Below are 24,416 nucleotides of genomic sequence, written 5' to 3'. Positions count from 1 at the left end.
TTACCTGGCAACAACATGTACACCAAAAAAAGTGAACGGTAAAATGTCTTTGTTTAAGTTAGATAATGTTATTCAAAATTACGCATGGGGTAGCAAGGAGTCCATTACTAATCTCTTTGGTATTCCTAACCCAAAATCAGAACCTCAAGCCGAGATTTGGATGGGTATTCACCCAAGTGGTTGTTCCAAAATAGCCGCAACCCAGCAACCACTCTCCGAGTTAATCGCGCAAAACCCTACCCGCTTATTGGGCGACTATACTGACAATCGATTCGGCGATTTACCCTATTTGTTTAAGGTATTAGCCGCCGAAACACCGCTCTCTATTCAAGTGCACCCAAGTAAACATAAAGCAGAGTTCGGCTTTGCTCGCGAGAACGCGCAGGGTATTGCCATGACTGCCGCCAATCGAAACTACAAAGATCCTAACCATAAACCCGAATTGGTTTATGCGCTTACCCTGTATAAAGCGATGAATGGATTTCGCCCAATCAAGCATATCATTGCTCTGTTTAATGAAATCAATATCGAGTCACTCTCCTCAGAGTTAGCCGCATTAACAGACAACCAAAATAACGAAGGATTGCAACAGTTCTTCTCTGCCATTATGTCACTCAACGGTGCCCGAAAAGATGCCGCTCTCAACGAGCTTTATTTGGCATATAATCGCTCATCTGCAACGGCAATGGCACGTGAAGCGCTCTTGTACAGCGCCGACTTCAAACAACATTATCCGGACGATATTGGGTTATTTGCCCCATTAATGCTCAATACTATTGAACTCTCTCCCGGCGAAGCCATGTTCTTGCATGCAGAAACCCCTCATGCTTACGTCAAGGGAACGGGATTAGAGATTATGGCGAACTCTGACAATGTGCTGAGGGCGGGTTTAACGCCGAAATACATTGATGTCCCTGAGCTTATCGATAACACCCGATTCACCTCGATGGACCCAGATACAATAAAACTTGAACCAATACTCAAGGACGGAAAACTCAGCTATCCGATCCCTGTCGATGACTTTGGATTTGATATTTTGAACGCTACAGAAAACCGCGATATACAATACGTGCGTAGCGCTGAGATTATCTTTTGTGTGGCCGGTGACGCGACTATTTCCTCCGCAGACCAATGCATATCACTCACTGCAGGCGAGGCTATTTTTATTGGCAATGATACCGGTAGCTACGACTATCAAGGTAATGGAGTATTGGCGAGAGCGTACAATTAATCACAAGATGCCCTATCGTTTTATTCATCCAAAATGATGAACGACACCCTAACTGTTTTTCTGATATAAAAAGGCTTGACCCTCCCCCTAGGTCAGGCCTTAGTTTTATCTCATGCTTATTCAACGATGGTCAATCTAATGGGATGCTGTAACCAATCGCCAAAAGGCGGAACCACACAAATCGGAAAACTAATAAAACTCGTTGCCGTGCTTTTTGTCATCATTTTTTCATTGGCCTTGTTGTTTCCAAATTAATACGCTCACCATGGCGATTCATCGCCTAGTCTCGAACAAAAAATTGCCATTCTCAATTCGAGCCAATTCCATTAAAGTGGCTCAATATGCCGACGACCAATGGATTATGTGTGAACCTACGACAACTTGAAGTCTTTTACGCCATCATGCAAGCAGGCACCGTGTCCGGAGCAGCCAAGAATCTGCATGTGTCGCAACCTAACGTCACACGAGTGCTTGCTCACACAGAGCAGCAATTGGGGTTCACGCTATTTGAGCGAGTAAAAGGCCGATTAGTCGCCACTCAAGAAGCGAATACGCTACTGCCCAAGGTCGAGAGCATCTACGGCCAGCTTGATCAATTTCGGGCGCTAACGAACAAGCTTAAGAAAGGCCAACAACATATTCGTGTCGGTGCCCCTCCCGTGTTAGCCAGCCACTTTCTGGCTCCACTTGTCGCCAATTTTTATCAATTACACCAGTGTTCCGTTGAGCTTGTCACAGGCAACCGAAATGAGTTATGTGACGGATTACTCAATAATGAACTCGATATTGCCGTGACATTTGGCCAAGACACACCCGCAGGTATCTCTCACCAATTACTGATTGATACGTCGATGCAAGCGCTCATACCTCTGCCTTGTCATGACCTAATTCCGTCCGAACGCGCTCCGGTTCCATCGGTCGCGCTAGAAGCTCTGTTGCAACACCCCCTAACCGTCATCGCATTAGATAGACGCGACCCATTGGGGCAAAAAGTGACCTACGCGATTGAGCAAGTCGCCCCTAGCTTCAGCCCCTCCCTGACCGTAAGAAGTTACGCTGCAGGCGCTGAGCTTGCCAAACTTGGTGCTGGCATTGCAATCGTCGACCCATGGACGGCAGCGCAATACGCTAACCATGGCGCATTACAACTTGCCAACCTACACCCAGCGGTTAATTGCTCAGTGTCACTGTTAACCAGTGATGTGCATCCACAGTCAATTACCGCGAAACAGTTTTTAAGCGCACTACACCGCCACACTTAGCTTTACCCCAATTGCGGTCAGTCAATACCACGCGCTTTCGTTTTAACACTCATCGATGATGCTCACCGCCTTTGGGATACATTCACGACAAAGGCTCATAACGTAACGTTATAGGCAGCATACAACTGAGTATTCGCGCTCATCCCTTCTAAGCTCTATCGTAATGACAACGCCATAGTAGCTTTAACAAAAGGGACACCATGAATATCTCTCAACCCTATTTACTTTTCCTCGGTGATGTCACCGATCCTCTCTCCGCGAAAACGGCCCGTGGCATTGTGAAATGGCGCCCTGATGTCTGCCTTGGTCAATTAAGGCTAACCGATAAGACCGTCTCTTTAGGTCTAACGAATCTTTCGCTCATTCAAGCCAAGGAGCTCGGTGCAAAAACGCTTGTCATCGGAACGGCAAATGCCGGCGGTTTTATCCCACGAAGCTGGGTCGAGACCCTCATTAGCGCCGCCAACCTCGGCTTTGATATTGCCTCTGGCATGCATCAAAAATTGAATGATATCCCAGAGCTTGCGGCGCTGGCTGAGCAAGGCGTGACTCAATTATTTGACGTTCGCCATTACGACGAACGCCTGAACGTCGGTACGGGTAAAAAACGTCAAGGTAAGCGCCTACTTACCGTTGGGACAGACTGCTCCGTAGGAAAAATGTTCAGTGCGCTTGCCATCGAAAAAGCGCTCAATAACAAAGGTATCGACAGTCGATTTAAAGCCACGGGGCAGACTGGTATTCTTATTGAAGGAACAGGGATTTCCGTGGATGCGGTAGTGGCTGACTTTATTTCGGGTGCTGTCGAGGCCATTAGTCCTAGCTTTTTAGACCATCAGTGGGACATCATCGAAGGACAAGGCTCACTGTTTAACCCCTCATATGCTGGCGTGAGTTTAGGGCTCATTCATGGCGCACAACCCGATGCCTTGGTCCTTTGCCATGAAATCGGGCGTGAGCATATCCGCCACCTTCCCCACGCCCCACTTCCGACCATAGAGCAGACTATTGATGCCAACCTTTTAGCGGCCAGTGTGACCAATTCCAAGGTTCAATTTGCAGGGATTTGTTTAAATACCTCACGACTCGATGAACCTACAGCAAAGCAACTGTGTTTAACATGGCAAGAACAATTTAACCTTCCCGTGACAGACCCAGTGCGATTTGGGGTAGATACTATTGTAGAGCACCTGTCTTCGTTATGAACTCACCGCGTATGAGTTCACCACGTAAGAAGGTCTCCCGATTGTATAAGCACTACGCTATGAGGGTACTATGAATTATAAGGGCGCTATGAATATTGAAAGCCGTCACCACTCGATTAAGCTGGCTAAGCCATTCACCATTTCCCGAGGGACGCGCACACATTGTGAAGTGGTACGCGTAACCATTCGCTATCAACAACATGTTGCCATAGGTGAATGCACACCCTATCCCCGCTACGGTGAATCCGTAGAGTCTGTGATGGAACAAATTCAGCAATTCAGCCAAGCCATTCATTCGCTTACACCTCACGAAGCTCGCTTAGCACTTCAACAGTGTCCGGCCGGCGCCGCACGAAATGCTATCGATTGCGCCTTATGGTCGCTGGAGGCCAAAGAGAAAGGACACGTTTTTCCATCGCCCTACTTTGCTATTAAGCCCAGCATCGAGACGGCAATGACGGTTTCCGTTGGCGATAAAGCAACAATGATTGAACAAACCCAGCAATACGTCAAAGAAGGCGCAACGCTGCTCAAGGTCAAACTAGACGGCACCGATGTCATTGAAAAGATGACCGCTATCCGTCACGCCGCCCCACAAGCTCGAATCATTATCGACGCCAATGAAGCATGGCAAGATTTGCCACTTGAGACTTTGTTCGATCAGCTCGCGACCCTCGATATCACTATGATAGAACAGCCTGTACCCAGCGGTAGAGATGAACTACTGAAAGGCATTGATCACCCGATCCCATTATGCGCCGATGAAAGCTGCCATACGCGAGCAGAATTGGACTCGCTACTAGGGTGCTATGAGATGATTAATATTAAGTTAGATAAAACAGGCGGGTTAACGGAGGCGCTTGCCCTGGAAGCCAAAGCACGCTCGCTAGGGCTGAATATTATGGCAGGGTGTATGTTAGGTTCATCGCTAGCGATGAAAGCTGCCCTGCCAATTGCGACCAATGCCGAAATCGTCGACCTTGACGGCCCAGTGCTGCTTGGCAGCGACGTTGAAAATGGGCTCAGTTATCAAAATGGTACCGTCATACTGTAATGTTTTACTGCGTTAGTAACAATCGAGCCATAGAACATCATTCCATGGCTCGATTCATTATTGATTAACCTAGTGTGGCTTGGTTATGTCTTCGAATTACCACTCGCAAACGTAACAACATCAGCGTTGCGGCGACGGTCAACCCTGTGAGTATGCCTACCCAGAACCCTTCCTCTCCCATTGCAGGAACCACGTAATCGGTCATGCCAAAGACTACGCCAATAGGTAGCGCTAATCCCCAATACGAAGCAATGGCTAAGAACATTGGCACCTTGGTGTCTTTGTAACCACGCAAAGCGCCGTTTGCTGACGTTTGTAAGGCATCGCTAAACTGATACATCGCCGTAAACACCAAGAGTGTCGCCGCCGTCGCGCTGATAGCAGGATCGGTAGTGTAGAGCCGAATAATGACGTCAGGGAAAAGCAAGAACATCGCCACCGATAACAATGACATTAAGCCAGCGACCACAATACCCATTTGGCTTCGTTCCAGTGCGCTTTGGTTATCTTTCGCTCCTAAAGCGTGACCCACTCGGATCGTAATACCAAAAGAGATACTCATCGGGATAACATACGTCATGCTCGAGATATTCAACGCGATCTGAGCCGCCGCAACGTTTTCTGCCCCGATACGAGCAATCAGCAAAGCAATCACGGCAAAAATACTGCCACACACGGCGATATTCATACCAATAGGTAGACCAAGCCTCAAGAGATGGCTGATCTCTTTCATTCTTGGTTTCGCGTCATTGAAACGAATCATACTTTTAAAGTGATGATGTCCCTTGATGTAGGAATACAATAGCGCGGACATCAACCAATATACTAAGCTCGTTGCCCAACCACAGCCGACCGCGCCCATTTCAGGAAAGCCAAACTTGCCATAGATGAGTACATAGTTCACCGGAATATTTACCAACAAGCCTAATACCGAAATAATCATTGGGGCCTTGGTATTGTTCATCCCTTCACAAAAACCATTTAGGGTATAAAACAAGGCGATACCCGGCACACCAAACGCCAAAGCAAAGGCATAGTCACTGGCTATAGGGATAATCTCAGAGGCAACACCAATCCATTCTAGAATCGGTTTTGCACTCAGCAGATACGCAATTAGCAAGAGGCTTGAGATAAACGCTAACCAAAGCATCTGAATGAATTCGACAGAGATGCTGTCAAAATCACGCGCACCGCGGTGAAAAGCCACCACTGGCGTCAACGCCATAATAATGCCACGCAATAGCAGCAATACAGGGATCCATAGGCTAGTGCCAAGTGCAATCGCAGCAAGATCAGCAGGACTGACTTGTCCGGCCATAGTGGTATCAACAAACCCCATTGCTTGGGTCGCGAGTTGAGTGAGTATGATTGGCGTTGACAATGTCATTAACGCACCGGATTCACGGGTAAAACGGGGTAAAAAAGGACGAGCTTTAGTGTGCATGGGGGTTCAAACACCAATAGAAATACACCAATAATGGCGGGATGGCAGTGTGCATTTTTAGGGTGTGCCCTTGGGGCGGCGACAATATAAACGTCATTATTCTCAATTTCAAGCCGCCATTAACTCAGAATTGTATTGATGTTCGACACGAAAGCACGCAAAATAGCGCGCCTTGCCCTATCTTTGGGTATAAGGGCTCTCAAAAATACCTCTATGTTCAACGTATTAATATTGAGTTCCCACTCTCCTACCCCACTTATTGAGTACCACTATGAGTTTTGAATCCTTAGGATTATCTGTTCCACTTCTTCGCGCTATCGACGAGCTTGGTTACACCAAGGCATCGCCAATTCAAGAAAAAGCAATCCCGGCCATTATCGAAGGCAAGGATGTGATGGCGGCTGCCCAGACTGGAACAGGCAAAACTGCAGGATTCACTTTACCGCTACTTGAAAAGTTAAGCTCGGGCCAAAAAGCCAAAAGTAATCATGTTCGTGCATTGATCCTAACCCCTACCCGTGAGCTTGCGGCTCAGGTCCACGACAGTGTCGTCAAATATGGTGCTCACCTACCATTGACATCAAATGTTGTGTTTGGCGGCGTTAAGGTCAACCCGCAAATGCAAAAGCTTCGTAAGGGTTGCGATGTCCTTGTTGCGACCCCTGGTCGATTGCTTGATCTCTATAGCCAAAATGCCGTTAAGTTTTCGCAGCTTGAGGTATTGGTCTTAGACGAAGCCGATCGCATGTTAGACATGGGCTTTTTCCGCGACATCAAAAAAATCCTAGACCTGTTACCAAAAGAACGTCAAAACCTGTTATTTTCTGCCACATTTTCACCAGAGATTCGTTCCCTAGCAAAAGGCTTGGTGCATAATCCGGTTGAGATTTCCGTCAACCCGCCAAACTCAACCACCAAATTGGTTGAGCAAAGCATTTACGTTGCCGACAAAAACCAGAAGTCAGCCATCCTTGCTAAGCTCATTGAACAAGGTAATTGGAAACAGGTGCTTGTGTTTAGTAAGACTAAACACGGTGCTAACCGTCTTGCTCGCTTTTTAGAAGGCAAGAATATCTCTGCGATGGCCATTCACGGTAATAAGAGCCAAGGTGCACGAACCAAAGCTCTTGAGCACTTTAAAACCGGTCAAATCCGAGTGTTGGTTGCGACCGATATTGCCGCTCGTGGTTTAGACATTCCTCAGCTGCCACAAGTAGTCAACTTTGAGTTACCGCACGTTTCTGAAGACTATGTACACCGTATCGGTCGTACTGGTCGAGCTGGTGAAACGGGCAAAGCCTATTCATTGGTTTGTGCCGATGAAGCAAAAGAATTGTTCGCGATTGAAAGACTGATTCGCGAAGTGCTGACACGAAATGAAATCGAAGGTCACAAACCCGTACATCCGCTTCCGGCCTCTAAGCTAGGCGCTCGCGCACCTAAGCCGAAAAAGCCGAAGAAACCAAGAACAGAACATTCGGATGGTCAACGCACGACAAGTAGTAGCCAAAAAACAAAACAACGCCAATTCGGTAAGCCTGACTCTGCGAACAAAGAAGGCGGCAACGCCAATACGCGTTCAGGAAATAGTGCAAGAAGACGTCGTCCAAAACCGACCAACAATGCGCCAAAATCCCAATAGCGGATGAAGTCCCTGCCTAATCAATAAAGTAGGTAGGGACAATTAAGCACCAACAATAAAAAAGGACCATTATTTTAATGGTCCTTTTTTATTGTTAATTAACATACTTATTGAAGACAAAGAATTGCAAATATAACACTAAATGGGTAGGTGTTTTTTTGACACCTCGTCAACACCTTGACACTCATTGCGCCACATCATCATTCTATAAATTAACCCGAAAACCTATTTTCACTTATTTATATTATTTGTTAAATTCGCGTCAAATATATAATAAAGGCTTATATCATGTTCGGATTTTCTCGCTCAGTTAATATAAGAAGTACGATTCTTATTGTATTTCTTATTCCAACATCACTTCTTATCATTTTAATTGGCATTCAGATCAGCAAAACAAGTGAACAAGTTGCGCAAGCCGAGATATCCCAGGAGTCTGTAGAACTCTTTCATTTGTATGATGAAGTTGCCCATCAGTTTGCAGTTGAGCGTGGTCTAACTGCAGGGGTGGTGGCAGCCAAAGGTTTAGGGGCCCAAGTGGAAGCCTTACGGAAGCAACGACAAAATGCCGATCGTGCTTACCAAAATCTTATCCGCTTTCAACCTGCACATATCGAGCCGGTATTATTTGACAACCTGATGGCAGATATCAAGCCACAACTTGAGAGACGCGCTAATATTCGATCTCAAGTGGATGCGCTCACTATCAAAGATTCTCCTTTTGCTTTTTACACGGCAATTAATAGCCTAGCACTGGACAATTTATCGGTCCTTCTTACTCAAATTAGCGACACGCAGCTAAAGCTTCAGCTGCAAGGGTTATTAGAATTACTCGTCATCAAAGAAGAAGCCGGAAAAGCACGTGGCGCGCTGAATGGTGCATTTGCTGCTAAACGTTCATCTTTAGATTCCTATGCGAATATCAACAATTACATAGAAACAGAAAAAAATGCGCTACGACAAGCAAACCTGTTGCTTCAAGGCGATATTCAACACCAACTCACTCAGGCGACTCGCAGTAGTACATGGCGCGAGGTGAACACCATACAACAGCAATACCTCGCCCAAAAAGCCTCACTCGACAACCTCAGTGGCCCAACGGCTCAAGTATGGTTTTCACTGGCAACGCAAAGAATCGGATTGATTAAGTCATTACGCGACGCCTTTGCGCAGGATATCACTCACACGGCATTGAAACTTGAAACACAAGCGAACCGCTTGCGCTTTGGTTACATTGCATTGGCGCTATTTATTGTCGTACCGCTTACTATCCTCGCTATCCATTCCGTTCGCACGATACGCAGGCGAGTTGCGACATTCACTCAACAGCTCGATCACATAGCCAAAAATAAAGATCTTACCTTGAAGCTAACCAGCTCAAAAAATGATGAGCTCGGTGAAATTGCCTACCATTTTAATTACCTTACGGACAGTTTAAGCCAGGCACTGAGTAAATCACTTGACGTAGCTAATCGCACGGAACAAGAGATGAAGAGCATGAGTCACTTGGTGAGTCAGGCCCAAGAAGTCAGCCAACAAACCCACTTACGCTGCGATAATATTGCGACAGCCATGACGGAGATGTCTCAGACCAGCCAAGAAGTGGCAAGCATTACCGTCGATGCACAACAAAGCGCTGACAGTGTGAAAGACAAAGCGGTTGAGTGTCACCAACACGGCGAAGCCTCGTTAGCCACAACAACCCGTTTGATTGGTAGTGTTAACGACACTTACACGTGCCTAGAGAGCCTTGAACAGCAAACGGTGAACGTGACCGAGATTCTCGATAATATTAATGCCATCTCTGAGCAAACCAACTTACTCGCCCTAAATGCCGCGATTGAAGCAGCACGAGCAGGGGAACAAGGCCGAGGGTTTGCCGTTGTTGCTGACGAGGTTAGAACGTTGGCACAGCGTAGCAAACAGTCCACAGAAGACATTCGTCATCTTTTGGATAGCATCAGTGACAACGCTAAAACCTCGTTTGGTAATATGCAACAAAGTCGAGACGCCAGTTACACGACTCAAACGAAAGTATCGGAAACCAACGATATGATGGACGCACTGATTGTGACCGTAAAAGAGATCACCGACTTCAATACGAGTATCGCTACCGCATCAGAAGAACAGTCTCAAACCACACTATCCGTCGAGTCTGATATCGACAACTTGTTGACGTTGGTTGAAACCACCAACCATACTGTCGCGAATCTCCATAACGAGATGAATACCGTCAAACAACGGATGTCGGAGCTGGTGCAAGAAGTGTCTGATTTTAAACTGAATGCTTAGTCAGATAGCGATTGAATAATGCTGAAGTAACCAAAGGAAAGTGCGCAATGTGGCACTTTCCTCTGAATGGCGGTGGGAATAAGATGCAGATAAAGGCAAGCCGTTAACGCCATCGCAGGCTAGGCATCAAGATGCCTTAGAACTCGCATAAATGACACTGCCACCCTTGATGGTATCAATAATCTCTTTTGAGACAGCTTCTGGCAAAGCTGGACAACCCCAACTGCGCCCCAAGTAGCCATTCTTTTTAATGAACGACTCATTCGCATAATTCGCGCCATGCACCACAATATAACGCTCACGGGCATTGTCATTCACACCACTTGTCATCCCATCTAATCTTAGTGAATAGCCATTTGACCCATAGTACGTCGTATCAGTAACAAACGTACCTAATGAGGTCTTACGTGAATTCACCGCATTGGAAAAAGCCGTCGCTTGTTTTGCGCCACTATTGACACCATGAGAGACATAAGTGTTAAACACTAAAGACTTCTTATCCATATCAATGACAAAGAATCGTTTATCAGTCGATGGTTTTGAATAATCAATGATAGTTAGCAACGATTTTTTACGCTCTGGGGTTTTACGATAAGCGATGTACGCATCTTTAAATAGTTGAAAATCAACGACACCGTCTAATGCTGCACTTTGGTATATTCGTTTCGCTATACTTGTGGGTATTTCTGTTTCGCTGCGCACATTAGTTGAAAATATGAGGCTGGTTATGAAAACCATTGCCCATAAAGGAAATAAATTTAGTTTAATCATTGCTACCAAGTAACCAATTAGAACGACTGCATGAGAAGTCTCACGCTCACAATTGAGGCAATATTACGCTAAATTTTTCTAACTTTAAATATATTAGGCGATATTTCGACCAATAATTTGAAACTAATCGTGTATTTAATAACTTTGAATATACGGCTTTATTTAAAATCAACAAGTTAAGTTATTCAATAATGCAGATATTATTATTACTTACCAATACACGCCACACTATTTATAAATCCCAGTTAACAGTATTTTCCAGCACGGTGAATTTATTTAATCATTCTCTAAGAAAGCTGGTTTATCACTATTCAATAAACCATATTTCAATTACTTACCCTCCTTCTCTTTATTCAATCCCATTCATTCTTGTCCAACGCTTGTGGGTTCAACACCAAAAACACGATCAAAGTGCTTCAACGAGGCAATTTTAGCATTCGCTTTTCCTTGCCATTTTGTACGGTTGGCCACCAGCCATTTTTCTTGTGCACCACCGACAATATGTTGGCTCACGACCGCCTCTCTCAGTTCATGCTCAAAAGCGAACGCTTGAGATTCGTTTGACGGCGTATTAAACGAGCTCCCATGGCTGTCTCTCATGGGAGTAATCGACTTGATTGCCGCGCAACTGATAATACCAATATCTGCGGTAAACTGAGCAAAGAAAGACACGACGCTATCACCCACCACATCCCTATCATTAGTACGAACCCGCCCTCCCGGCACCCATGTTTCTATGTTGTTGTACTGCGACAAGATATGGGCGGCCTCAAAATTATTGGTGACCACCCTCAATTCTTGGTGTGCGACCAAGTGCTCCGCTATCATTGCAATCGTGGTGCCGATTCCCAAAAATACCGTACTGCCATTAGGTATACTTTGCGCCACTTGCTTAGCGATATCTTGCTTCTCATCTTGGTTTGTCGTTTGCCTCGCCACATAACTGCGATTGGCGAGAGTGACAGGTAAACCAACGCCACCATGATGACGACGAGCAAAACCAAGCCGACACAATTCATTGATATCACGACGAATCGTTTGCGTCGTCATCTCGAAATAATGGGCAAGTTCTTCTATAGAACAATATTCTTGCCCATGTATTTTATCTACGATCTCTTGTTGACGAATACTCAATGGTGGCATCTTTATATAACCTCTAGGTCATAATCATTAATAACCGATTTTGTTTCTTCATTAATATATGCTTGTGGTCTATCGGTAATCATCATGTCTACACCCCAATACCAGTATTCACTGACTGTCTCCGGACAATTTGGCGTATAACAATATAATTCATAACCCAGTGACTTAATATATTTTGCTTGCTTATCGGTTAGGTACCGATAATCACAATGCACGCTAAATGCTGACACCGCCAACAATATATAATTCGCATTCGAAGGAATATGCTTCCACAGTTGACCACGTTTAATCTCAGGAAAGATAACACCTAAATACTTTAATACGTCGGTATCAAAACTTGAAAACAATAAATCTGACGCTTCAATATTGCTTTTAATGATCACTGCCTTTATTTGATCGCAAAGCAAGAAAACGTCATCTTCAGGATAGGCCTTTATTTCTATATTTACCTTTGTGCCGTTATTTTTAGCAAGCTCAAGTGTTTCGCTAAGTGTCGGAATTGTCTCTTTATTAAATTCCCAACCAAACCAAGAGCCTGCATCGACCGTTTGAAGTTCTGCTTGAGTCATCGATGAGACTTTCCCCGTCCCATTACTACATCGGTCTATGGTTTGGTCATGTATCACCATTGGAATATTATCTAAACTTAACTGAACGTCAATTTCAATCCAATCACAATGATACGCCTTAGCAAGATTAAACGCCGCCAATGTATTTTCTGGTGCAATGCTTGATACGCCTCTATGTGCGGTCGTTTTCATGGCTCATACCTCTATTCTTCTATTAATTTGAATACTCTAAAAGTAAGCAATTTGAATGCTTTTGAAATTAGGTGTTCTTTCAAGTTCAAATGAAGAATCGCAAACCTACGTTACCGTTTTATTTCACAACAATTGAAAATGAGTGAACATAAAACGACAAATTAAGTTCATTTTTCTGTCACCTAAGCGTCATTAAGTTCATTTAACTTTCAAGTGAACATTTTTGGCGGCGATAACATTATCCTGTCATTTTTTATTAAACGATATTGATGTCCTCAGATAAGGAAAATCTCATGTCAATTAAGACTCTTACTGGTTTAGCTATTACGACAGCGCTATTAAGTACTCAAGTTCACGCTAAAACAGAGGTCGAATGGTGGCACGCTATGGGTGGCGCGCTAGGTCAAAAAGTCAATGAAATTGCAGCTGACTTTAACGCTACCCAATCAGAATACGAGATAAAGCCAGTATATAAAGGCAGCTATGCCGAAACCATGACGAGCGCGATTGCTGCGTTTAGAGCGAAAGAACAACCTGCCATTGTCCAAGTTTTTGAGGTGGGCACCGCAACGATGATGGGGGCAAAGCAAGCGATCTATCCAGTGTACGAATTAATGGAAGATACTAAAGAACCATTTAATACGGATGATTATCTTGCGGCCGTTACCGGTTACTACACGACTGAAGACGGTCAAATGGTATCGATGCCGTTTAACAGTTCGACGCCCGTTATGTACTACAACCGCGACATGTTTAAAAAAGCAGGTATCGAGACTGCGCCAAAAACATGGAAAGAGATGGAGTCAGTATCACGTAAGCTCATGGAATCAGGCGCTCAATGTGGCTTTACGACGACATGGCAATCTTGGACACAAATTGAAAACTTCGGCGCACGTAATAACATCGCCGTTGCAGACAACAACAATGGGTTTGGCGGAGTTGATACGCACTTCAAATTCAACGATGCGCCTTTTGTAAAACACATCGAGCAAATGGGTGAGTGGTCAAAAGCCGGCATATTTAAATATGGCGGTCGCCAATCTGACGGCATGCCTTTGTTCTACACACAAGAATGTGGCATGACAATGGGCTCTTCAGCAGGTCTGGCTGGCATCCAAGAGAATATGGAAGGCATCGACGTGGGTGTTGCTCAACTGCCTTACGACGATACGTTGATTGAAAAACCACAAAACACCATTATTGGTGGAGCGTCACTTTGGGTTCTTCGTGGTCAATCTGATGCACAATACCAAGGCGTTGCTAAATTCTTTAGCTACCTATCAAGCGCTGAAGTACAAGCTGATTGGCATCAGTTTACTGGCTACCTACCGATTACCAAGGAAGCCTACACGCTAACGAAAGAACAAGGGTTCTACAACGCTAATCCGGGGACGGATACCGCCGTCGTACAAATGACATCGACAGAGCCAACGGCGAACTCAAAAGGCATTCGCTTTGGCAACTTCTTGCAAACTCGCGACATCATCAACGAAGAGCTAGAAGCCGTGTGGGCAGGTAAAGCTACCGCTAAAACTGCCCTAAACAATGCCGTCCGTCGTGGTGACGAACAGCTGCGTCGCTTTGAGCGCACACAAAAATAACAAAACATAATTGGTCGCCACCTCAATAATGGGGGTGGCGATGCTTAGTTGCAGTCCCTTGGAACACTTGTATGTCATCACCTGTTGTCTTTAAAAATAAATGGTTACCCGTCGCGCTCATCGCGCCTCAGTTGATCATCACTTTGGTTTTCTTCATCTGGCCTGCGGGTCAGGCTGTATTTCAATCCGCTCAGCTTGAAGATGCGTTTGGGTTGAGTCGAGAATTCGTGGGATTAGAAAACTTCGTCACATTGTTCAATGACCCCTATTACCTCAATTCCTTTTTGACCACATTACAGTTCAGCATTAGCGTTGCGTTTTTGGCCTTAATCAGTGCGCTTATATTATCGGCGTTTGCTGAGCAAATTGTTCGAGGGTCCACTTTTTATCGAACATTTTTAATTTGGCCATACGCTGTTGCGCCGGTAGTGGCAGGCTCACTTTGGTTGTTTCTTTTTGATCCAACGATTGGTGTTGTCACGGAAATACTGGAGTGGTTTGGTGTGAACTGGAACCCGACCCTCAACGGTAGTCACGCCATGTGGATGGTGATCATCACCTCTACATGGAAGCAAATCAGCTATAACTTTTTGTTCTTTCTTGCCGCATTACAATCGGTACCAAAATCCCTACACGAAGCCGCTGCAATCGATGGCAGTGGTCCGATTAAACGCTTTATGACCATCAGTTTTCCGCTGATTTCACCGACGAGTTTTTTCCTCTTGGTGGTCAACTTTGTTTATGCGTTTTTCGACACATTTGCCGTTATCCATGCCATGACACAAGGTGGACCGAGTAATAGCACCTCAACACTGGTCTACAAGGTTTATAACGACGGCTTCATCGGGCTCGATCTCGGCTCATCCGCGGCACAGTCCGTCATACTGATGGGTCTCGTCGCGCTTCTGACCGTATTCCAATTTAAATATGTAGAAAAAAAGGTGGCGTACTAATGGTTGAAAGAAGACCGCTATTTGGCATTTTCTGTCATGTAATTCTCATTCTCGGCATCCTCTCGATAGCCCTACCGGTTTGGGTGGCGTTGGTTGCAACAACTCATGACAATACGGCATTCGCCACCAGCACTCCGCTGTGGTTTGGCGACTTAGGGTTTAGCGTGTTTAGAGAGTTGTGGAGCAATGAAAGCACCTATAACAACTCAGCACTGCCCATTACGCATATGCTCTTCAACTCCTTTGTCATGGCATTGTGCATTACGGTTGGTAAGCTGACGATTTCCATTCTATCGGCGTACGCTGTGGTTTTTTTCCGATTTCCAGGAAGAATGCTCGCCTTTTGGATGATATTTTTCACCCTAATGCTGCCAGTAGAAGTACGAATCATGCCAACCTTTGAGGTCATCACTAACCTCAATATGCTCAACTCGTTCTCCGGACTCACTATTCCCTTAATTGCGAGTGCCACTGCGACCTTTCTGTTTCGTCAGTTCTTTTTAACCGTACCGCACGAATTAGTGGAAGCCGCTCGTATGGATGGCGCAGGGCCAATTAAGTTTTTCATTGATATCCTCTTGCCATTATCAAGAACCAATATCGCGGCATTATTTGTTATTACCTTTATCTACGGCTGGAACCAATACCTCTGGCCACTATTAATCACTACCGATACCCAGTACTTCACGATTGTCATGGGTATTAAACAAATGCTTGGCGTTGTCGATGGGGTCGTGGAATGGAACAAAATCATGGCGACAACCATTATTGCCATGCTACCACCAGTTATCGTCGTTATTGGGATGCAAAAAGCATTCGTCAAAGGCCTAGTCGATTCGGAGAAATAAATGTCAACGCTCACACTTTCAAATATTGCAAAATCGTACCCTAATGGATACCAAGCGGTACACAAACTGGATCTGGATATTAAGGATGGCGAGATGGTTGTCCTGGTTGGTCCAAGTGGCTGCGGCAAATCAACGCTATTGCGAATGATTGCCGGTTTAGAAGAGATCACCTCCGGTACGCTGACGATCGATAATAAGGTCGTCAATGATCTTGAACCCGGCGAACGCGACATCGCAATGGTCTTTCAAAACTACGCTCTGTACCCACATATGTCCGTCTTCAATAACATGGCGTATGGGCTGCGTAATCGCAAGACGCCAAAAGCCGAGATTCAGCGCCTTGTAGATGAAGCCGCTGAAATGCTTGAACTCTCCCACCTACTCGACCGCAAGCCAAAAGAGTTGTCTGGCGGGCAACGCCAACGAGTAGCTATGGGCCGAGCTATCGTTCGTGAGCCAAAAGTGTTCTTATTCGATGAGCCTTTATCAAACCTTGATGCTAAGTTACGTGTTCAGATGCGCCTCGAGATCAAAAAACTTCAGCGTCGACTCGCAACAACCGCCGTCTATGTGACTCACGACCAAGTTGAAGCAATGACACTGGCCGACAAGTTGGTGGTTCTTAACAAAGGTAATGTCGAACAAGTTGGGTCGCCGCTAGAAATCTACGACAACCCTGCCTCTATGTTTGTGGCGACATTCATCGGCTCCCCTGCTATGAATATTCTGGATGCGCAAGTGGTCGTTGATGGACTTCAAATCGGAGAATCATTAATGCTGAGCACAACGCAAACATTGGATCTTGGCGAGATCAAGCTAGGATTAAGACCAGAACACCTAACGCTAACAGACCATCACCCTTGGTTTAATGTCGACGTTGAATTGGTCGAATCTCTTGGTGCAGACTTATTGCTTTACTGCCAAACGAAAGACGACCAACAACAAAAGCTCGTCGTGCGAGTCGAAGGACACAGTAATATCAATATTGGTGATACGCTTGGTCTAACCATCAATCCTGAACACGTGCACCTATTTGATGCCAAGACTGAAAAACGCATCGAATTTACGCCACATGCAGCGATCAACCAAGAGGTCATCAATGCCTAGCTCGCGACAACCCAATCCGTCTTTCCTAGGTGGTCCAAACCAACGAGATAGCCAGCGCCGGCTAGATAACCCAAAACCACTGGATAGCGTGTCATTAGACACGCTCAAGAATATTCAATGGTTGCTCACGGATGTGGATGATACGTTAACATGGGAAGGTACATTGCCGCCCGAAACGTTACATGCTCTAACCCAACTCAAGGCTGTTGGCGTACATGTTGTTGCCGTCACTGGTGCCTGCGCGGGTTGGTGCGACCAAATTGCCAAGCTGTGGCCCATCCATGGGGTCATCGGTGAGAATGGTGCATTTTATATGCAGAAGAACACCACTGGTTTTCATACTCAATCTGCGCTTCCGCTATCAACAATGAAGCGGCAACAAACACGGTTACTCGAGCAATTGCAAACGCTGCTCGATGATTACCCTGACATTCAATTTGCTGATGACCAAACATTTCGCTATTGCGATGTGGCGATCAACATAGGGCAAGACCGGGCACCTGTTGACGCTACTATTTGTCAACGTTTACTCGAGCATATTCGCACATTGATGATCGACGACCAGCAGGTAAAGGCAACGCAAAGCTCTATTCACATCAACGTCTGGCTCGGCGAACACAGTAAACGAGTGTCCAGTGAGGCTTACCTCATCGACAATCAAATAAGCAATCACATAGGCACAAGCTCAGTGCAAGGTCTTGAAGACACGCCTAATAGAGATCTCGCTCTGTCTCTTAACCAGGTGACTTATATTGGTGACTCGCTAAATGACGAGTCCATGTTTGCGTGGCTACCCACCACCTTCGGCGTAAACAATATCTCACGCTGGTTACCCCAACTCACTGATAAACCCAGTTATATCACCAAAGACAATGGTGGTTATGGCTTCGCTGAGCTGGCAAGCAGGATAGTCGATGCTAAACGCATCGATAGATGTACAGGACACGATTAATTCATTTCTCAAAACCAAAGGGGTTCCCCTCCCCCTTTGGTTTACTCATTTCTTATATGCCATCCAACGATGAGCCACCGAACTAAACACACCCCAAAAATCAAAATGAACCATCATTTCAATTAAAAAAATTAAAAATGATCAACCTCTCATTTCATTACTGATTCGATGCTTTTTTACCCGTACCTGTCACATATATTGGTTACTTTCCCAGCAATTAATTTCTTGAGTTCACAGACAAAATAAATTCAAATATAAACGATATTGATCAAATATGAATATTTAGTAAGCTTAACTCTATCAACAAGGAGTTATCGATGTTTATTAATTACAATAACAACCCCAAAGATTCAAAGGCTTACGATACATCTCGATTACGTGACGAATTTTTGACCGAGACACTATTCCAGCCTGATGCTCTACAAATGGTGTATAGCCATATTGACCGTGTCGTCGCCTTCGGGGTGTGTCCAAAAACAGTCAAAATCGCACTTGATGACCATATTGATAAACAAGCATTTGGCACGGAATTCTTCTTACAGCGCCGTGAACTTGGCATGATCAACCTCGGTGGAAAAGTCGAGGTAAAAACCGAACGCCAGACCTATACCTTGAATCCATTTGATGCACTTTATCTAGGCAAAGGCGAGCAAAACGTTGTTTTTTCCAGCCTTGATTCAACCATTGAACCGGCTATTTACTGCTTAAGCGCCCCTGCTCATCACAGCTTTCCTTCTCGAGTTATCAGTCAAACGGACGCACGACAGGTTGAACTAGGCAGCAATGAAAGTGCGAATCAGCGTGTTATCAATCAATACCTGCACCCAGATGTGTTACCGACGTGCCAACTTTGCATGGGCGTGACTCATCTGGCAGAAGGAAGTGTCTGGAATACCATGCCAGCACACACACATGAACGTCGCATGGAGGCATACTTGTATTTCAATATTGCGCCAGAACATGTGGTCTTTCACTTTATGGGGGAACCCGACGAGACTCGCCATCTCATTGTAAGAAATAAACAACTGGTACTCTCGCCTAGTTGGTCTATTCACTCAGGTTGTGGCACCAAAAACTACAGCTTTGTATGGGGGATGCTTGGTGAGAATCAAACCTTTGACGACATGGATTTCGTTGATATGACAGCAATCCGATAACCACAGAATCTATTTTATCGCGTTATATCTAGGGCACACTTTTACCTAGGGCAAAGCGTTAATAGTCACTGTTCAACTTAAGTGGCAAGCCGTATTCCACTTAAGCCGTATTCCAATATATGACCCAACAATATACGTACCTGAACTTTACGCACCAGAACTATACGAACCGAACTATACGAACCAGCAATGCATACCACATGGAGACAGTATCATGCGCAAAATAATGACGTTAAAAGTCGCGGCTCTAACCGCGATAATGAGCAGCACTTTAGGGTTCTCAGCTCTCGCCTCTGCTGCTACTGAAATTAAAGCAGCGTTCAACCAATCCGATAGCCACCCACAATATTTAGCACTTAAGGCGTTTGGAGAGAAGCTCGAAGAGCAGACCGATGGTCGCTACAAGCTGGCGATTTATCCTAACGATTTACTTGGCGATCAGCGTGCTGCGCTTGAGCTGGTTCAAAATGGCGCCATTCAAATGGCGGTCGTGGCTAACCCACTCGTCGAGAACTACGACCAAACCTTCCGAGTTTTAGGTATGCCTTACGTCTATACCGGTCCAGCGCATCAAGAAGCGGTCTTTACGTCAGGTGAATTAAATGACCTATTCGCTTCAACCAAGAAATTTGGTTTCGAGGTACTGACAGCGTATACCGCAGGCGCTCGAAGCATGTACACCAAGGCTGCTCCAGTGAACTCAATTGCTGATATGAAAGGCAACAAAATTCGCGTCATGCAATCCGATACCATGATTAAAACCTTATCTTGCATGGGTGGCACGGGCGTACCAATGAGCCAAGGCGAGGTGTATACCGCCATCCAACAAGGGGTCTTAGACGGTGCTGAAAATAATGAAATCACTTATGCCGATCTAAAGCAATATGAAGTGGCGCCGTACTTTTCGGCCACCCGCCACTTAATGGTGCCTGATTTAGTCGTTATCAGCAGCTATTTCTTAGACACGATGTCGAAAGAAGACCAAGCGACAATTAAGAATCTAGCCAAAGAAAGTACACCTAATGAATTCAAAATTTGGAATAGCCAAATCGAGAGTGCGATGAAAACTGCGAAGGCAAATGGGGCAACGTTCAATGAAGTGGACGTGTCACCGTTCCAGAAAAATTGCCAATCATTACAGTCAAGCCTAATTGATACCAATGAGCAAAAAGCGCTGTATAAGAAAATTGTCGCTCTGCAGTAACGTACTCATCGGTAGTACTTGCTCGCAGCGGTAACGTGATCGCGGGGCCGTCATTCGGCCCCTATTAGGATAGACAACATGCAATATGAGAAAATGGATCGTCTTCTTTCGTATTTTACTACTGCAAAGTCATGGGTTGATAAAATCCTGTCTTTAACTCTCATCGGCATTGTCGGTGCAATGACATTACTCGTGACTTATCAAGTAGTGGTTCGCTATTTATTTAATAGCCCAAGCGCCATCAGTGAAGTGATGTCACGCTATTTATTCATTTGGCTCATCTTGTTCGGCAGTGCTTATGTGTTTGGTTTACGCGAGCATATGGCCATTACTTTCATCAAAGATAAGTTTAATGAAAAACTGAAAACTATCGTTGAGATGTTTATTGAACTTGTCACCGTATTTTTTGCATTTTCGATCATGATTATTGGTGGCTATAACAGTGCGGTTCGTCAGATGTGGCAGCTAGATTCAGCTCTACAGGTTCCGATGGGTGTCATCTATTCCGCCATTCCTATTGCAGGTGGGCTGATCGCTTTTTACTTTTTATACAACGAATTCAAGCTCATCAATAAGCTATTGCATCTGAATAGCGCATCATCAAACTCGTGAGGTTTTAAATGGATATTGCATTAACGGCGTCACTCATCATGTTTTGTGGCGCGATATTTCTCTTAATCATCGGCGCACCTATCGCGATTAGCGTCGGGGCTGCCTCCTTTGCTGCGATGACAGTCATTCTGCCCTACCACGGTGCTATGGTCACCTCAGCTCAACGAATGTTCGTTGGATTGGATTCGTTCGCCTTACTCGCCATTCCGTTTTTCATCTTGGCCGGTAATATTATGAACAATGGTGGCATCGCCATTCGGCTCATCAATTTTTCTAGAATTGTGAGTGGCTTTTTCCCCGGCTCATTGGCTCAAACCAATGTCGTTTCCAATATGTTATTTGGTTCTATTAGTGGCTCAGGGGTGGCATCCGCTGCCGCCGTGGGTGGCATCATGTCACCCATTCAGAAAAAAGAAGGCTATGACCCTGCATTTAGCACAGCCGTTAACATTGCTTCCGCGCCTACCGGTATGCTTATCCCACCCAGCAATACCTTGATTGTCTATGCCACAGTAGCAGGCAGTGTCTCTGTGTCTGCTTTGTTTGTTGGTGGCTACTTACCGGGCATCCTATGGGGATTAGGTGTCATGATTGTGGCTGGCATTATGGCAAAGCGAAAAGGGTATATCGCGAAACACACCATGTCTTTAACAGAATGTGGACAGGTCACACTGCAAGCCATCCCAAGCCTGTCACTGATTGTGGTGGTGATTGGCGGTATTCTCGGCGGCATTTTCACGGCAACAGAAGCCTCTGCAATTGCGGTCGTTTACTCGCTATTTCTTACTGCATGCTACCGCTCATTACAGCTTAAAAAAATACCCGATATCTTTTTAAGTACGGCTAAAATGTCCGCGATTGTTATATTTATGCTAGCAACCTCTTCAATCATGTCTTGGGTGATGGCGTTTACTCAAATTCCAACCATGATAGCGGATTCGTTACTGGCACTGACCGACAACCCTATATTGATCCTGCTTATCATTAATCTGGTTCTTTTGTTTGTCGGGACCTTTATGGACCCCACGCCTGCGGTGTTGATCTTTACTCCGATCTTCCTGCCTATTTGTATGAACCTCGGGATGGATCCTGTGCAGTTTGGTATCTTGTTGGTATTCAATCTATCACTGGGTACCATTACTCCACCTGTTGGCCCCATTTTGTTTACCGGGTGTAAGGTAAGCGGCATTAGCATCGACAGTGTGATCAAAACATTACTGCCCTTCTTCTTCGTGATATTTGGCGTACTTATGCTGGTGACTTACATTCCAGCGATCTCAATGACTATCCCGCAATGGATGGGTCTGATTCGCTAAAAACGGTCATTATCTTCATCTTTTAACTAGGAAGTGATGCTGTCATACTGTCGGCAATTTGTATGACAGCTAATCAAAATATATGGATAACATTAAGAAAACTGAGTATCGAGCACCTGCTCTTGAGAAGGGACTCGATATCCTCGAGCTACTGGCTTTCTCATCGGAACCTCAAAGCAAGAAACAGATCGCCGAAAAGCTTGATCGCAGTGTTAACGAAATTTTTCGGATGCTTTCCGTATTGATTGAACGCCAGTATATCGAGTTTGATTATGAAACCTCCAGTTACGCGCTGAGCTTAAAAATGTTTGCGCTCTCCAATCAACACCCTCCAACAGCGCAACTTCTCAAACGCGCCGCGCCGATGATGGAAGACTTATGCGGAAAAGTGTCTCAGTCATGCCACTTGAGCCAATACAATAATGGTGAGTTGCTTGTCATTGGCTCTCAAGAAAGCCCTTATAAAATGGGCTTTGGGTTAAGGCTTGGTGCGGTTATTGATGTCTGTTCTTCCGGATCAGGCATCGTTCTTCTTGCCTACAGTACGAAAGAAAAACAGCAAGAAATCATTGCTAAATCTGATGCGACAAAAGAAGAAATCGACTACGTACTCAGCCATGTAGATGAAACCTTGCAACAGGGCTACTATATTGGCGTCAGCCCGCAGATCTCTGGCGTCACCAATATCACCTTCCCTATTTTTGGCGTTCTTGGCGATATTATGGCCATCATTACTATTCCTTATATGACGCTGAATTCTAGGACAGTCCATCATCACATCGAAGACATTGAGAACACTCGACTCGAATTAATGCGCGTAGCCAAGTGCCTAAGTCAAAACTTAAAATAGCTGTAAAAAAATCCATTCATGATACTCAAAACAGACGTGAGGCTTAGCATGCCCTCACGCTTACTCTCAACGCATGTCAATGGGCTGACACTTCATTGATGAACCACATTCAGGTTCGCTATCCGCTGTTACTCCTCAAAATTCAGGCTAAACCTCACATCTTATGTAAAGTATTTGTTTTTAGAATGTTAACTCTATAGGGTATACAAAAACGCTGGTGTTTCTTTGGTACTGAATATCAGTCGATTCAATAGATGAGTAACCGTTTAAGGAAAAACGAGTATGTATCCGTTCCTACGTTTAGCAAAAGTGATGTGGCAGGCCAAGCGCAACACTACGATTCATTTCACCGACAAAAGCGAGATTTCGTTTTCTTGCCATCCATGGGATTTGGATATTTTTAATGAAATGAACAACGGCAGAGTCCTGACACTTTACGATTTGGGCCGTACCGAGCTAGGCATTCGGTGTGGGTTAATGAAAGTACTCGCCGATAAACGCTGGGGGTTAGTCGTTGCCGGTAGCTCCGTACGCTATCGAAAACGTGTTCATATGTTCAACAAAGTCACCATGCACACACAATGCGTGGGATGGGATGACAAATGGCTGTATGTCGAGCAGTCTATGTGGGTCAATGGCAAACCTTGCTCTTCGGTGTTGATTCGCGCAGGGGTAACCGCTAAAGAAGGCTTAATCTCACCCCAACAAATCCTCGAAGCCATGAACGAGCCCGTTGAGTCTCCACCACTCCCTTTGTGGGTAACAGAATGGGTGGATTCAGAGCAGCACAGACCTTGGCCGCCGATTGGCCACTAACTTAAGTCAAATAACCTAAATACCCTTACCATGGAGTAGAGGCTAATTCCTATCGGATCCCTCGTTATTTAATAACGTCGGGTGAGAACTGGACTTCAGTTGTGACGTGTAAAATATCATTTTCCCTGAACCGAGGCTCTACAGCGTGATTCTTGTCTTTGGCGCTCGACTAAAACACACAATACTGGCACATAGCGA

The 24,416-nt window shown here is 45.2% G+C and carries 21 protein-coding genes; 17 read left to right on the top strand and 4 right to left on the bottom strand.

Features of this window, described 5'->3' with window-relative positions:
• Positions 1-43: 43 nt before the first annotated feature.
• The 4 genes from manA to dgcA all read left to right on the top strand — a co-directional run bounded on the left by manA (position 44) and on the right by dgcA (position 4,752).
• Positions 44-1,231 carry a mannose-6-phosphate isomerase, class I gene (gene manA, locus ACE1OE_RS04230; RefSeq protein ID WP_449210257.1) on the top strand — a complete coding sequence of 396 codons (1,188 nt, stop codon included), beginning with the start codon at positions 44-46 and terminating at the stop codon, positions 1,229-1,231.
• A gap of 365 nt (positions 1,232-1,596) precedes the next feature.
• Positions 1,597-2,493, top strand: a complete 897-nt coding sequence (locus tag ACE1OE_RS04225; RefSeq protein ID WP_449210482.1) for a LysR family transcriptional regulator — start codon at positions 1,597-1,599, stop codon at positions 2,491-2,493.
• A gap of 200 nt (positions 2,494-2,693) precedes the next feature.
• Positions 2,694-3,698, top strand: a complete 1,005-nt coding sequence (gene dgcN, locus ACE1OE_RS04220; RefSeq protein WP_449210256.1) for an N-acetyltransferase DgcN — start codon at positions 2,694-2,696, stop codon at positions 3,696-3,698.
• An 88-nt stretch (positions 3,699-3,786) separates the two neighbouring features.
• Positions 3,787-4,752 carry an N-acetyl-D-Glu racemase DgcA gene (dgcA, locus tag ACE1OE_RS04215; protein WP_449210481.1) on the top strand — a complete coding sequence of 322 codons (966 nt, stop codon included), beginning with the start codon at positions 3,787-3,789 and terminating at the stop codon, positions 4,750-4,752.
• 64 nt (positions 4,753-4,816) lie between these two features.
• Here dgcA and ACE1OE_RS04210 read toward each other — a convergent pair whose 3' ends face one another.
• Complete coding sequence (locus tag ACE1OE_RS04210) at positions 4,817-6,196, bottom strand: MATE family efflux transporter (RefSeq protein ID WP_449210255.1); 1,380 nt, start codon at positions 6,194-6,196, stop codon at positions 4,817-4,819.
• 271 nt (positions 6,197-6,467) lie between these two features.
• On the opposite strand from ACE1OE_RS04210, the gene ACE1OE_RS04205 reads away from it, so the two are divergent.
• Complete coding sequence (locus tag ACE1OE_RS04205) at positions 6,468-7,838, top strand: DEAD/DEAH box helicase (RefSeq protein ID WP_449210254.1); 1,371 nt, start codon at positions 6,468-6,470, stop codon at positions 7,836-7,838.
• 288 nt (positions 7,839-8,126) lie between these two features.
• Positions 8,127-10,127 carry a methyl-accepting chemotaxis protein gene (locus ACE1OE_RS04200; protein ID WP_449210253.1) on the top strand — a complete coding sequence of 667 codons (2,001 nt, stop codon included), beginning with the start codon at positions 8,127-8,129 and terminating at the stop codon, positions 10,125-10,127.
• 126 nt (positions 10,128-10,253) lie between these two features.
• Here ACE1OE_RS04200 and ACE1OE_RS04195 read toward each other — a convergent pair whose 3' ends face one another.
• The 3 genes from ACE1OE_RS04195 to ACE1OE_RS04185 form a co-directional block, all read right to left on the bottom strand.
• Positions 10,254-10,898 (bottom strand): murein L,D-transpeptidase catalytic domain family protein, encoded by a 645-nt coding sequence (locus tag ACE1OE_RS04195; RefSeq protein WP_372060607.1) that lies wholly within the window; start codon positions 10,896-10,898, stop codon positions 10,254-10,256.
• Between the two features lie 363 nt (positions 10,899-11,261).
• The gene (locus ACE1OE_RS04190; RefSeq protein ID WP_449210252.1) at positions 11,262-12,041 is read right to left on the bottom strand and encodes a DeoR/GlpR family DNA-binding transcription regulator; all 780 of its coding nucleotides are present in this window, start codon (positions 12,039-12,041) and stop codon (positions 11,262-11,264) included.
• 2 nt (positions 12,042-12,043) lie between these two features.
• Positions 12,044-12,802, bottom strand: coding sequence for a glycerophosphoryl diester phosphodiesterase (locus ACE1OE_RS04185; protein ID WP_449210251.1), 759 nt, complete (start codon positions 12,800-12,802; stop codon positions 12,044-12,046).
• 293 nt (positions 12,803-13,095) lie between these two features.
• Here ACE1OE_RS04185 and ugpB point away from each other — a divergent pair, with 293 nt between their 5' ends.
• The 11 genes from ugpB to ACE1OE_RS04130 all read left to right on the top strand — a co-directional run bounded on the left by ugpB (position 13,096) and on the right by ACE1OE_RS04130 (position 24,218).
• Positions 13,096-14,403, top strand: coding sequence for a sn-glycerol-3-phosphate ABC transporter substrate-binding protein UgpB (ugpB, locus tag ACE1OE_RS04180; protein ID WP_102471740.1), 1,308 nt, complete (start codon positions 13,096-13,098; stop codon positions 14,401-14,403).
• Between the two features lie 71 nt (positions 14,404-14,474).
• Positions 14,475-15,356, top strand: coding sequence for a sn-glycerol-3-phosphate ABC transporter permease UgpA (gene ugpA / locus ACE1OE_RS04175; protein WP_102471741.1), 882 nt, complete (start codon positions 14,475-14,477; stop codon positions 15,354-15,356).
• Complete coding sequence (gene ugpE, locus ACE1OE_RS04170; RefSeq protein WP_372060611.1) at positions 15,356-16,204, top strand: sn-glycerol-3-phosphate ABC transporter permease UgpE; 849 nt, start codon at positions 15,356-15,358, stop codon at positions 16,202-16,204. Before ugpA ends, ugpE begins: the two co-directional genes overlap by 1 nt.
• Positions 16,205-17,311 carry a sn-glycerol-3-phosphate import ATP-binding protein UgpC gene (locus ACE1OE_RS04165; RefSeq protein ID WP_449210250.1) on the top strand — a complete coding sequence of 369 codons (1,107 nt, stop codon included), beginning with the start codon at positions 16,205-16,207 and terminating at the stop codon, positions 17,309-17,311. It abuts the gene before it with no gap.
• Positions 17,304-18,263 carry an HAD-IIB family hydrolase gene (locus ACE1OE_RS04160; protein WP_449210249.1) on the top strand — a complete coding sequence of 320 codons (960 nt, stop codon included), beginning with the start codon at positions 17,304-17,306 and terminating at the stop codon, positions 18,261-18,263. The genes ACE1OE_RS04165 and ACE1OE_RS04160 overlap by 8 nt, the downstream gene beginning before the upstream one ends.
• Before the next feature lie 317 nt (positions 18,264-18,580).
• A complete protein-coding gene (gene kduI / locus ACE1OE_RS04155; RefSeq protein ID WP_449210248.1) occupies positions 18,581-19,420 on the top strand; it encodes a 5-dehydro-4-deoxy-D-glucuronate isomerase in 840 nt (279 codons plus the stop codon).
• A gap of 214 nt (positions 19,421-19,634) precedes the next feature.
• Complete coding sequence (locus ACE1OE_RS04150) at positions 19,635-20,624, top strand: TRAP transporter substrate-binding protein (RefSeq protein ID WP_449210247.1); 990 nt, start codon at positions 19,635-19,637, stop codon at positions 20,622-20,624.
• Between the two features lie 78 nt (positions 20,625-20,702).
• Complete coding sequence (locus tag ACE1OE_RS04145; RefSeq protein ID WP_241903192.1) at positions 20,703-21,236, top strand: TRAP transporter small permease; 534 nt, start codon at positions 20,703-20,705, stop codon at positions 21,234-21,236.
• Between the two features lie 8 nt (positions 21,237-21,244).
• Positions 21,245-22,552: a TRAP transporter large permease gene (locus ACE1OE_RS04140; RefSeq protein ID WP_102471747.1), complete on the top strand. Its 1,308-nt coding sequence runs from the start codon at positions 21,245-21,247 to the stop codon at positions 22,550-22,552.
• An 82-nt stretch (positions 22,553-22,634) separates the two neighbouring features.
• Positions 22,635-23,402: an IclR family transcriptional regulator gene (locus tag ACE1OE_RS04135; protein WP_102471748.1), complete on the top strand. Its 768-nt coding sequence runs from the start codon at positions 22,635-22,637 to the stop codon at positions 23,400-23,402.
• A gap of 282 nt (positions 23,403-23,684) precedes the next feature.
• A complete protein-coding gene (locus ACE1OE_RS04130; protein WP_372060618.1) occupies positions 23,685-24,218 on the top strand; it encodes an acyl-CoA thioesterase in 534 nt (177 codons plus the stop codon).
• The last annotated feature ends 198 nt before the right edge of the window (positions 24,219-24,416 follow it).

This window comes from Vibrio sp. E150_011 (assembly GCF_053544015.1).
The sequence above is the reverse complement of the archived record's forward strand: the minus strand, read 5'-3'. Positions and strand labels throughout refer to the sequence as shown.

What these genes read in the sequence shown, in the direction of transcription:
- manA (WP_449210257.1), top strand. Translation starts at nt 44, where the DNA reads ATGTCTTTGTTTAAGTTAGATAATGTTATTCAAAATTACGCATGGGGT.
- dgcN (WP_449210256.1), top strand. Translation starts at nt 2,694, where the DNA reads ATGAATATCTCTCAACCCTATTTACTTTTCCTCGGTGATGTCACCGAT.
- dgcA (WP_449210481.1), top strand. Translation starts at nt 3,787, where the DNA reads ATGAATATTGAAAGCCGTCACCACTCGATTAAGCTGGCTAAGCCATTC.
- ACE1OE_RS04210 (WP_449210255.1), bottom strand. Translation starts at nt 6,196, where the DNA reads ATGCACACTAAAGCTCGTCCTTTTTTACCCCGTTTTACCCGTGAATCC.
- ACE1OE_RS04205 (WP_449210254.1), top strand. Translation starts at nt 6,468, where the DNA reads ATGAGTTTTGAATCCTTAGGATTATCTGTTCCACTTCTTCGCGCTATC.
- ACE1OE_RS04200 (WP_449210253.1), top strand. Translation starts at nt 8,127, where the DNA reads ATGTTCGGATTTTCTCGCTCAGTTAATATAAGAAGTACGATTCTTATT.
- ACE1OE_RS04195 (WP_372060607.1), bottom strand. Translation starts at nt 10,898, where the DNA reads ATGATTAAACTAAATTTATTTCCTTTATGGGCAATGGTTTTCATAACC.
- ACE1OE_RS04190 (WP_449210252.1), bottom strand. Translation starts at nt 12,041, where the DNA reads ATGCCACCATTGAGTATTCGTCAACAAGAGATCGTAGATAAAATACAT.
- ACE1OE_RS04185 (WP_449210251.1), bottom strand. Translation starts at nt 12,802, where the DNA reads ATGAAAACGACCGCACATAGAGGCGTATCAAGCATTGCACCAGAAAAT.
- ugpB (WP_102471740.1), top strand. Translation starts at nt 13,096, where the DNA reads ATGTCAATTAAGACTCTTACTGGTTTAGCTATTACGACAGCGCTATTA.
- ugpA (WP_102471741.1), top strand. Translation starts at nt 14,475, where the DNA reads ATGTCATCACCTGTTGTCTTTAAAAATAAATGGTTACCCGTCGCGCTC.
- ugpE (WP_372060611.1), top strand. Translation starts at nt 15,356, where the DNA reads ATGGTTGAAAGAAGACCGCTATTTGGCATTTTCTGTCATGTAATTCTC.
- ACE1OE_RS04165 (WP_449210250.1), top strand. Translation starts at nt 16,205, where the DNA reads ATGTCAACGCTCACACTTTCAAATATTGCAAAATCGTACCCTAATGGA.
- ACE1OE_RS04160 (WP_449210249.1), top strand. Translation starts at nt 17,304, where the DNA reads ATGCCTAGCTCGCGACAACCCAATCCGTCTTTCCTAGGTGGTCCAAAC.
- kduI (WP_449210248.1), top strand. Translation starts at nt 18,581, where the DNA reads ATGTTTATTAATTACAATAACAACCCCAAAGATTCAAAGGCTTACGAT.
- ACE1OE_RS04150 (WP_449210247.1), top strand. Translation starts at nt 19,635, where the DNA reads ATGCGCAAAATAATGACGTTAAAAGTCGCGGCTCTAACCGCGATAATG.
- ACE1OE_RS04145 (WP_241903192.1), top strand. Translation starts at nt 20,703, where the DNA reads ATGCAATATGAGAAAATGGATCGTCTTCTTTCGTATTTTACTACTGCA.
- ACE1OE_RS04140 (WP_102471747.1), top strand. Translation starts at nt 21,245, where the DNA reads ATGGATATTGCATTAACGGCGTCACTCATCATGTTTTGTGGCGCGATA.
- ACE1OE_RS04135 (WP_102471748.1), top strand. Translation starts at nt 22,635, where the DNA reads ATGGATAACATTAAGAAAACTGAGTATCGAGCACCTGCTCTTGAGAAG.
- ACE1OE_RS04130 (WP_372060618.1), top strand. Translation starts at nt 23,685, where the DNA reads ATGTATCCGTTCCTACGTTTAGCAAAAGTGATGTGGCAGGCCAAGCGC.